This window comes from Pseudomonas sp. PS01298 (genome assembly GCF_029959745.1).
GTDB lineage: Bacteria > Pseudomonadota > Gammaproteobacteria > Pseudomonadales > Pseudomonadaceae > Aquipseudomonas > Aquipseudomonas aylmerensis.
Genome location: NZ_JASCPP010000171.1, coordinates 1 through 8,820, shown reverse-complemented (window position 1 = coordinate 8,820; position 8,820 = coordinate 1). Strand labels below are relative to the sequence as shown.

Sequence of the window (8,820 nt, the reverse complement as noted above, 5' to 3'; positions counted from 1 at the left end):
GCGTTGGGCTGCGCAGCAGCCCCATTAAAGCCAACGCATTTGTTTCTGACAAACCGCAGCGTGCGGTTTTGGGGCTGCTTCGCAGCCCAACGCGGGGCAAGCCCGCTCACCACAAAAAGCCTGCACACCCTCAGTAAGGCGACTTGCCACAAAAAGCCTGCACACCCTCAGTAAGGCCACTTGCCACAAAAAGCCTACTCATCCTCAGTAAGGACACTTGCCACAAAAAGCCTACTCATCCTCAGTAAGGACACTTGCCACAACAAACCTACTCACCCTCAGTAAGGCCACTTGCCACAACAAGCCCACTTGCCACAGACAGCCTTAGCCGTCTTCTTCTATATCCAGCAACAGATTTTCCAACGCTTCCTTATACGCCCCCGGTTCCTGCCACTGGCCGCGCTGCTGGGCTTCGAGCATGCGTTCGGTCATGTCGCGCAGCGCCGCAGGGTTGTGCTGCTGCACAAACGCGCGGGTGTCGGGGTCGAGCAGGTAGGCGTCTGCGAGCAAGGCGTATTGATGATCGTCGATCAGCGCGGTGGTGGCGTCGAACGCGAACAGGTTATCCACGGTCGCGGCCATCTCGAACGCGCCCTTATAGCCGTGGCGCTTCACGCCGTCGATCCACTTCGGGTTGGCAGCGCGGGAGCGGATCACGCGGTTCAGCTCTTCCTTCAAGGTACGGATCCTGGGCAAGTCCGGCTGGCTGTGGTCGCCATGATAACTGGCAGCCTTGTCGCCACTCAGGGTTTCCACGGCAGCGAGCATGCCGCCCTGGAATTGGTAGTAGTCATTGGAATCGAGCAAGTCGTGCTCGCGATTGTCCTGGTTCTGCAACACCGCCTGCACCTGGCTCAGGCGCTGGGCAAATTGCTCGCGGGCGGCAGTGCCTTCATCCGAGCCGCCGTAGGCATAACCGCCCCAATTGAGGTAGACCTCGGCCAAGTCCTCGCGGCTTTGCCACAGGCGCCCGTCAATCGCGCCCTGCACGCCTGCACCATAGGCACCGGGCTTGGCGCCGAAGATACGCCAGCCCGCCTGCTTCGCGGCTTCGGCTTCATCCAGGCCGGACTCGAGCAGCGCCGCGCGCTCACTGCGCACCTTGGCGGCCAGCGGGTTCATATCATCCGGCTCATCCAGCGCCGCTACCGCCTGCACGGCTGCGTCGAACAGGCGGATCAGGTTGGCGAAGGCATCGCGGAAGAACCCCGAAACGCGCAGCGTCACGTCCACGCGCGGGCGGTCCAGCAGGCTGACCGGCAGGATCTCAAAGTCATCCACGCGCTGGCTGCCCGTGGCCCATACCGGGCGCACGCCCATCAGCGCCATGGCCTGGGCGATATCGTCGCCTCCGGTGCGCATGGTCGCGGTGCCCCACACCGACAGGCCGAGCTGGCGCAGGTGGTCGCCATGATCTTGTAGGTGTCGCTCAAGAATCAGGTTCGCCGACTGAAAGCCAATGCGCCAGGCGGTGGTGGTCGGCAGGTTACGCACGTCCACGGTGAAAAAATTGCGTCCCGTCGGCAGCACATCCAGGCGCCCGCGACTCGGCGCCCCACTCGGCCCGGCCGGCACGAAACGGCCGCCCAGGGCGTCGAGCAAGCCGCGCATTTCCGCCGGGCCACAGGCATCCAGGCGCGGTGCGACGACAATGCGCAGGCTTTCGATAACGGCCTTCACATCCTCCCAACCGGGCTCTTCCAACTGCTCCAGCGGCCCTTCCAACGCCTGCTCGATCAAGCGCGCCGCATACAGCTCCAGGCGCTCGCGGGTGTCACCGGCGGTGCGCCACAACTGCGCGTCGATCTTCTGCAAGACCATGGGGCGGCGGCCGGTCCAGGGTTCGGCGAGGGCGCAATCGAGCGGGTCGAAGCCCAGGTCGAAGGCCTTGGCCAACACCCGCAACAGGCTCGATTGCGGACCACGCCCATCGCCGCGCGGAATGCGCAGCAATGCGAGCAGAGTGTCGATGCGCAGGCGGCCTTCGGGCGACTCGCCAAAGATATGCAGGCCGTCGCGGATCTGCGATTCCTTCAGGTCACACAGGTAAGTGTCCAGGCGCGGCAGCCATACCGCTGCGTCGGCGTCGTTGTCGAGCTCAAGTTCCTGGTCGATGCGGGTTTCGCGCACCAACTTGAGGATGTCCTTTTGCAGCTCAAGCGCCCGACGCGGGTCGAGCAACTGGGCCTCGTAGTACTCGTCCGCCAACAATTCCAGGTCACGCAACGGCCCATAGGTCTCGGCGCGGGTCAGCGGCGGCATCAAGTGGTCGATGATCACCGCCTGGGTGCGGCGCTTGGCCTGGGCGCCCTCGCCCGGGTCATTGACAATAAACGGGTAGATATTCGGCAACGGCCCCAGCAGCGCGTCCGGCCAGCAGTGTTCCGACAGGCCCACGCCCTTGCCCGGCAGCCATTCGAGGTTGCCGTGCTTGCCCACATGAATCACGCCATGGGCGCCGTAGGTATGGCGCAGCCAGAAATAGAACGCCAGGTAGCCGTGAGGCGGCACCAGGTCCGGGTCGTGGTACACCGCGCTGGCGTCCACCTGGTAACCGCGCGCCGGCTGGATACCGACAAAGGTCAGGCCCAGGCGCAGGCCGGCGATCATCATGCGCCCGTCGCGGCACATCGGATCGTGGTCCGGGGTACCCCAGCGCTCCAGCACGGCCCGGCGATTAGCCTCGGGCAGGCGGTTGAACATCGCCTCGTAATCATCCAGGCCAAGGCTTTGATGGCAGGGGCGCAGGTCGAGGCTGTCGAGGTCGTTGGTGACACCGCCCAGCAGTTCATGGATCAACGCAGTGCCGCTCTCCGGCAACTCAGCGGGCAGCGGATAACCCTCGGCGTGCAGGGCACGCAGGATATTCAGCGCAGCAGCAGGCGTATCCAGGCCCACGCCGTTGCCGATACGGCCGTCGCGGGTCGGGTAGTTGGCGAGGATCAGCGCGATGCGTTTTTGTGCATTCGGCACCCGCGCCAGTTCGACCCAGCGTCGGGCCAGTTCGGCGACAAAATCCATGCGCTCGGGCGCGGCGCGGTAGCACACCACGTCCGACTGGCTGCGCTCACTGCGCCAGGCGAGGTCCTTGAAGCTGATCGGCCGGCTGATGATGCGCCCGTCCAACTCCGGCAAGGCAATGTGCATGGCCAGGTCGCGCGGGCCCAGGCCTTGTTCGCTGGCTTCCCAGCCGGGCTGGTTGTCCTGGGCGCAGATCGCCTGGATCACCGGGATATTGCGGCGAAACGGCCGCAGGTGCGGGGCTTCCGGGCTGGACTGGGCGAAGCCGGTGGTGTTCAGGATCACCGCCGCGCCGACCTCGTCCAGCAGGTCCTCGACCACCGTCAGGCAGCCGGGCTCTTTCAAACTGGCCACCGCCATCGGCAACGGGTTGAGACCCGCCGCCTGCAAGCGCTGGCAGAACACATCGATAAAACCGGTATTGGCCGCCTGCAGGTGCGAGCGGTAGAACAGCACCGCCGCCACCGGCCACTCCGCGCGCCAATCCGCCTGCCAGTCATTCAGGCGCGGGTTGGCTGTGTGCGGGTGATAAATCGCCGTGCGCGGCAGGGTTTGCGGCTCGTTCCAGGCGTAGCTGCGGCCCAGGTAACTGCTCGCCAGGCAACCGTAGAAATCCAGCGCGTTGCCCAGGCCGCCCTGGCGCAGGAAGTGCCACAGGCGGTCGCGTTCCGCCGCCCCAACGGTACTCAGCCCGCTGAGTTCCGGGTCGGGGCGATCATCCCCCGGCACCAGGATCAGTTGCACGCCGCGCTCGGCCAACTCCACCAGGCGCTCGATACCGTAGCGCCAATAGCCGATGCCGCCGTGCAGCGAAATCAGGATGACCTTGGCATGGCGCAGCACCTCGTCGACGTACAGGTCGACCGAGGCATGGTTCTGCACCTGCATCGGGTTGGCGAGGCGAAAGCTGGGGTAATCCTCGGGCAACTGCTGGGCGGCTTCGGCGAGCAGCGCCAGGCTGGAGTCGCCGCTGCACAGGATCACCAGTTCGGCGGGCGTTTGTCCAAGGTCGGCAATATTGTCGTCCGAGACGAAACCACCGGGCTGGGTCCTGAGCAGGTGCATGGGTTAAACGCTGAGGGCAGCGCGCAATTGCGCTTCGAGGCCAGCCGCATCCAGCTCCTGGCCGATCAGTACCAGGCGCGTGATGCGCGCTTCATCGGCCGCCCAGGCGCGGTCGAAGTGCTTGTCGAACCGCGTGCCCACGCCCTGGATCAGCAGGCGCATCGGCTTGTTCGGGATCGCCGCGAAGCCTTTGACGCGCAGGATGCCGTGTTGCACCACGAGTTGGGTCAGGGCGTCGAGCAGCAGCGCTTCGTCGGCTTGCGGCAGGTCGATGGAGATCGAGTCGAACGCATCGTGGTCGTGATCGTCTTCACCTTCGTGGTGATGATCGTGGTGGCTGTGGCGACCGTCGATGTGCTCTTCGGAGCCGGCGCCCAGGCCGATCAGCACGTCGAGCGGCAGGCGCCCGCTGCTGGCTTCGATGATCTTCACCGCCGGCGGCAGTTCTTCGGCGACTTCCAGGCGCACACGGGCCAAGTCTTCCGCGCTGATCAGGTCGGATTTGTTGAGGATCACCAGGTCGGCGCTGGCCAGTTGGTCGGCGAACAGCTCGTGCAATGGCGATTCGTGATCCAGGTTCGGGTCGAGTTTACGCTGCGCGTCGACTTGATCCGGGAAGGCGGCGAAGGTGCCGGCGGCCACGGCCGGGCTGTCGACCACGGTAATCACCGCGTCGACGGTGCAGGCACTGCGGATTTCCGGCCACTGGAAGGCTTGCACCAGCGGCTTTGGCAGGGCCAGGCCCGAGGTTTCGATGAGGATATGGTCGAGGTCACCGCGACGGGCGACCAGTTCGCGCATCACCGGGAAGAACTCTTCCTGCACGGTGCAGCACAGGCAGCCGTTGGCCAACTCATACACGCGGCCGTTGGCTTCTTCCTCGGTGCACCCGATGGAGCACTGCTTGAGGATTTCACCGTCGATGCCCAGCTCGCCGAATTCGTTGACGATCACGGCAATGCGACGGCCCTGGGCGTTGTCGAGCATATGGCGCAGCAGCGTGGTTTTGCCCGAACCGAGAAAGCCGGTAACGATGGTGACGGGGAGTTTGGCCAGTGTTTTCATCGGATGCCCTTTGGGGCGGGCATACGGGACGATAGGCCCTGCGGCGGCGCGCAGCGGCAGATTTCGTCACCGGATCACCCCGCCCGGTTGAAGTGGAAAATCGGTTGCGAGGCAGGTCTCCTGGCTTGGGGCTTGCGGGTCGTGCGACCGGCGCCGGCTGCGCCTTCCCGCCTGGTGGCAGTGGCGTGGCAGTCGGATAAACCCTTTACAGTTGCGGGGGCAGCCGCGGATTGGACCGCGTTCCCTTCTTAGCTTCGGCCTGGGCTGAAGAACCTCGAGGGTGCAAGGCTACGCAGTGGTGGGGGGATGGTCAATGATGGGGTTGGGTTGGTGTACATATCCGTTTCTGCGGTAATGGCGGCTATTGGTTCCGCTCTTACAGCGGGTCACTTTTGGAAAAGAGCCCCAAAAGTAACCAAAAGGGCTCTTGCCCCAACACTCGGCACCTCGCTCACGCTCGGTGTGCCCGTAATCCGACATTGATTTGGGGGGCCGCCGCCACGCGCCATCCATGGCGCGGGGCGGCTAAACCGGCATCCCTGCCGGTTTACCCCCCAAATCAATATCGAATTCCGGCCAGCGTGTTTGATGGGGCGCCTAGATCAAGATCAAGATCAAAAGCAAAAGCGCGGCGGCCTTAAAGCCGACCTGAGTGGTTAGATCAAAAGCGGATACGTGTGGGAGCTGGCTTGCCTGCGATGGTCGTTAACGATGACGCGGAAACATCAGAATGTACGCGGCGCACACGCGTTTTTCGCCGTTCAAGCCGGCTCCTACAGAGATCAAAAAGCGTACCTACGATGCGAAGCGAGCCGCTTTTGATCTTGATCTGAGGCGCCCCATTAAACACGCTGGCCGAACGCAGGTTTGGATCCGTGGGTAACCCGGCAGGACGCCGGGTTAGCCGCACTGGGCCAAGGATGGCCCATTGCGGCGGCCCACGGATTCAAGCCTGCGTGAGGGCACACCGAGCCTAGGCGAGGTGCCGAGTGTTGGGGCAAGAGCGTTTTGGTTACTTTTGCGCTGTTCAAAAGTGACCCGCCGTAAGGGCGGAACCATAGGCGGCCGTTACCCAAATAACGGATATGCCCCCACAACCGATTTGACTCCCCTCCCACCCCCATGCTCTCCTACACACCTTGTTTCGGGTGCCCTTCACAGGGTGAAACGGGAAACCGGTGAGTCATCACATGACGAGTCCGGTGCTGCCCCCGCAACGGTAAGCGAGCGAAGCGTCAGATCCACTGTGCCAAGGGCATGGGAAGGCGACGCTTTCAGGACTCCCCCAGGAGCCCCCTCGCAAGCCCGGAGACCGGCCCGAAAAAATCAGATAACAAACCCGCGGTGGGCGGGCGCTGTTCAGAACCCTGCGTGCCTGGCTCGCGGGGTTTTCATGCGCTCGTTTCACCCTGACACCCAGAAGGGACGCGCCATGTCGATCATCAGCAGCACCTCGCACACCGCCAGCAGCTCCGCCACCCTGAGCCAACGCCTGACCGCCGCCATCGGCGCGTCGATTCTCGGCGCGTGCCTGGTGTATTTCGCCGGTTTCTCGCACATCGAAGCAGTGCACAACGCTGCCCACGATACCCGCCACAGCGCTGCGTTCCCGTGCCACTGAGACCTGCCGACATGATCAAGCGTATTGCGCAAACCGCAGGTTTCACCGGCCTCCTGGCCGCCCTGCTGCTGACCCTGCTGCAAAGTTTCTGGGTAGCTCCGTTGATTTTGCAGGCGGAAACGTTCGAAAACGCCCCGGCCACTACTGAAGTGGCACATCAACATGCCGACGGCGCCGCCGCCCACAGCCACGACGCCGAGGCCTGGGAGCCGGAAGACGGCTGGCAACGCGTGCTCTCCACCACCGGCGGCAACCTGGTCGTTGCCGTGGGTTTTGCCCTGATGCTCGCCGGCCTCTACACCTTGCGCGCGCCTACTCGCACCGCCCAAGGCCTGCTGTGGGGCCTGGCCGGTTATGCGACCTTCGTACTGGCACCGACCCTGGGCCTGCCGCCTGAGCTGCCAGGCACCGCCGCTGCCGATCTCGCACAACGGCAGATCTGGTGGATCGGCACCGCGGCCTCGACGGCAGCCGGCATTGCGCTGATCGTGTTCGGTCGCAACTGGCTGCTGAAAATCCTCGGCGTGGCGATCCTGGCGGTGCCACACGTGATCGGCGCACCTCAGCCGGAAGTGCATTCGATGCTAGCCCCGGAAGCCCTGGAAGCGCAGTTCAAGATCGCGTCGCAGCTGACCAACGTGGCGTTCTGGCTGGCCCTGGGCCTGATCAGCGCCTGGCTGTTTCGCCGCAACCGCGACGATCAATACTCGGCATGACCCTGGTGGTCGGCCTGGGCTGCCAGCGCGGCTGTGAAGTTCACACCCTGCTGGACCTGCTGGACAGCGCCCTCGCCGAAGGGGGGATCGAGCGCCAGCGCATCACTGCGCTGGCAAGCATCGACCGCAGGCAGGATGAACCGGGCCTGGTCGCCCTGTCCCGCCTGCTTAAGCTGCCGCTGCAGTGCTTCAGCGCCGACCAACTGGCGGTGTATGAAAACCGGCTGAGCCACAAATCAGCCGTCGCGTTCGCCCACACAGGCTGTCATGGCGTCGCCGAAAGCGCCGCCCTGGCCCTCGCCGAACACCTCGCCAGGGGCCCTGCCCGCCTGCTGATCACCCGCCGAAAAAACGCCCAGGCGACTTTTGCATTGGCCTGCGCAGGCTGAAACCCCGATAATTGCCTGCCCTGAACATGAACAATGTTCATACACGCCCGCTTTTAAACAGGAAATACCATGACCGTCTACTTTATCGGCGCAGGCCCTGGCGATCCGGAATTGATCACTGTCAAAGGCCAGCGGCTGATCCGCAGTTGCCCGGTGATTATCTATGCCGGCTCGCTGGTGCCGGCGGCGGTATTGGAAGGCCATCAGGCGCAGCAGGTGGTCAACAGCGCCGAACTGCACCTGGAACAGATCATCGACCTGATCAAGGCCGCCCACGCCAATGGCCTGGATGTGGCACGCGTGCACTCCGGTGACCCAAGCCTGTATGGCGCGATCGGCGAGCAGATCCGCTATTTGCGCGAGCTGGGCATTCCGTTTCAGATCATCCCTGGCGTGACCGCGGTGGCGGCGTGTGCAGCGCTGCTGGAGACCGAATTGACCCTGCCGGACATTGCGCAGAGCGTCATCCTGACCCGCTACGCCGACAAAACCAGCATGCCCGCCGGCGAAGCGTTTGACAGCCTGGCGCAACACGGCACGACCATGGCGATCCACCTGGGGGTCAATCACCTGGAGAAAATCGTCGCGCAACTGCTGCCGCACTATGGCGCCGATTGCCCGATTGCCGTGGTGCACCGGGCGACCTGGCCGGATCAGGATTGGGCGTTGGGAACGCTGAGTGACATTGCCGAAAAGGTCGCCGCCAAGGGCTTCAGGCGTACCGCGTTGATTGTCGTGGGTCGGGTGCTGGCGAGTGACAGTTTCAGCGAGTCGTCGCTGTATCGGGCTGGGCATGCACACCTTTATCGGCCCTAATGCTAAACCTCATCAATCGAATATAAGCCACTGATTTAACTGAATAAAATATAAATCAAAAATGTGGGAGCGGGCTTGCTCGCGAATGCGGTGCGTCAGTCAACTAATTGAGTGACTGGGGCACCGC

The 8,820-nt window shown here is 63.8% G+C and carries 6 protein-coding genes and 2 riboswitches; of the genes, 4 read left to right on the top strand and 2 right to left on the bottom strand.

Annotated features, from left to right (window positions below; genetic code table 11):
* Positions 1-324: 324 nt before the first annotated feature.
* Together cobN and cobW are read right to left on the bottom strand one after the other, a co-directional pair.
* Positions 325-4,086: a cobaltochelatase subunit CobN gene (gene cobN, locus QMX97_RS30525; protein ID WP_282398145.1), complete on the bottom strand. Its 3,762-nt coding sequence runs from the start codon at positions 4,084-4,086 to the stop codon at positions 325-327.
* 3 nt (positions 4,087-4,089) lie between these two features.
* The gene (gene cobW, locus QMX97_RS30520; protein WP_065906450.1) at positions 4,090-5,151 is read right to left on the bottom strand and encodes a cobalamin biosynthesis protein CobW; all 1,062 of its coding nucleotides are present in this window, start codon (positions 5,149-5,151) and stop codon (positions 4,090-4,092) included.
* 92 nt (positions 5,152-5,243) lie between these two features.
* A riboswitch (cobalamin riboswitch) is annotated at positions 5,244-5,443 on the bottom strand.
* Between the two features lie 837 nt (positions 5,444-6,280).
* Positions 6,281-6,487, top strand: a riboswitch (cobalamin riboswitch).
* Positions 6,488-6,583: 96 nt separating this feature from the next.
* Here cobW and QMX97_RS30515 point away from each other — a divergent pair.
* The 4 genes from QMX97_RS30515 to cobM all read left to right on the top strand — a co-directional run bounded on the left by QMX97_RS30515 (position 6,584) and on the right by cobM (position 8,693).
* On the top strand, positions 6,584-6,772 hold the full coding sequence (locus QMX97_RS30515) for a CbtB-domain containing protein (protein ID WP_027606475.1): 189 nt from the start codon (positions 6,584-6,586) through the stop codon (positions 6,770-6,772).
* An 11-nt stretch (positions 6,773-6,783) separates the two neighbouring features.
* On the top strand, positions 6,784-7,488 hold the full coding sequence (locus tag QMX97_RS30510) for a CbtA family protein (protein ID WP_065906443.1): 705 nt from the start codon (positions 6,784-6,786) through the stop codon (positions 7,486-7,488).
* Positions 7,485-7,877: a cobalamin biosynthesis protein gene (locus QMX97_RS30505; RefSeq protein WP_282398144.1), complete on the top strand. Its 393-nt coding sequence runs from the start codon at positions 7,485-7,487 to the stop codon at positions 7,875-7,877. Before QMX97_RS30510 ends, QMX97_RS30505 begins: the two co-directional genes overlap by 4 nt.
* A 69-nt stretch (positions 7,878-7,946) precedes the next feature.
* The gene (cobM, locus tag QMX97_RS30500; RefSeq protein WP_262131686.1) at positions 7,947-8,693 is read left to right on the top strand and encodes a precorrin-4 C(11)-methyltransferase; all 747 of its coding nucleotides are present in this window, start codon (positions 7,947-7,949) and stop codon (positions 8,691-8,693) included.
* Positions 8,694-8,820 lie beyond the last annotated feature (127 nt).

Excerpts from the sequence above, each read along its gene's own strand:
- QMX97_RS30505 (WP_282398144.1), top strand. The coding sequence starts at position 7,485 with ATGACCCTGGTGGTCGGCCTGGGCTGCCAGCGCGGCTGTGAAGTTCAC.
- cobW (WP_065906450.1), bottom strand. The coding sequence starts at position 5,151 with ATGAAAACACTGGCCAAACTCCCCGTCACCATCGTTACCGGCTTTCTC.
- cobM (WP_262131686.1), top strand. The coding sequence starts at position 7,947 with ATGACCGTCTACTTTATCGGCGCAGGCCCTGGCGATCCGGAATTGATC.
- QMX97_RS30515 (WP_027606475.1), top strand. The coding sequence starts at position 6,584 with ATGTCGATCATCAGCAGCACCTCGCACACCGCCAGCAGCTCCGCCACC.
- cobN (WP_282398145.1), bottom strand. The coding sequence starts at position 4,086 with ATGCACCTGCTCAGGACCCAGCCCGGTGGTTTCGTCTCGGACGACAAT.
- QMX97_RS30510 (WP_065906443.1), top strand. The coding sequence starts at position 6,784 with ATGATCAAGCGTATTGCGCAAACCGCAGGTTTCACCGGCCTCCTGGCC.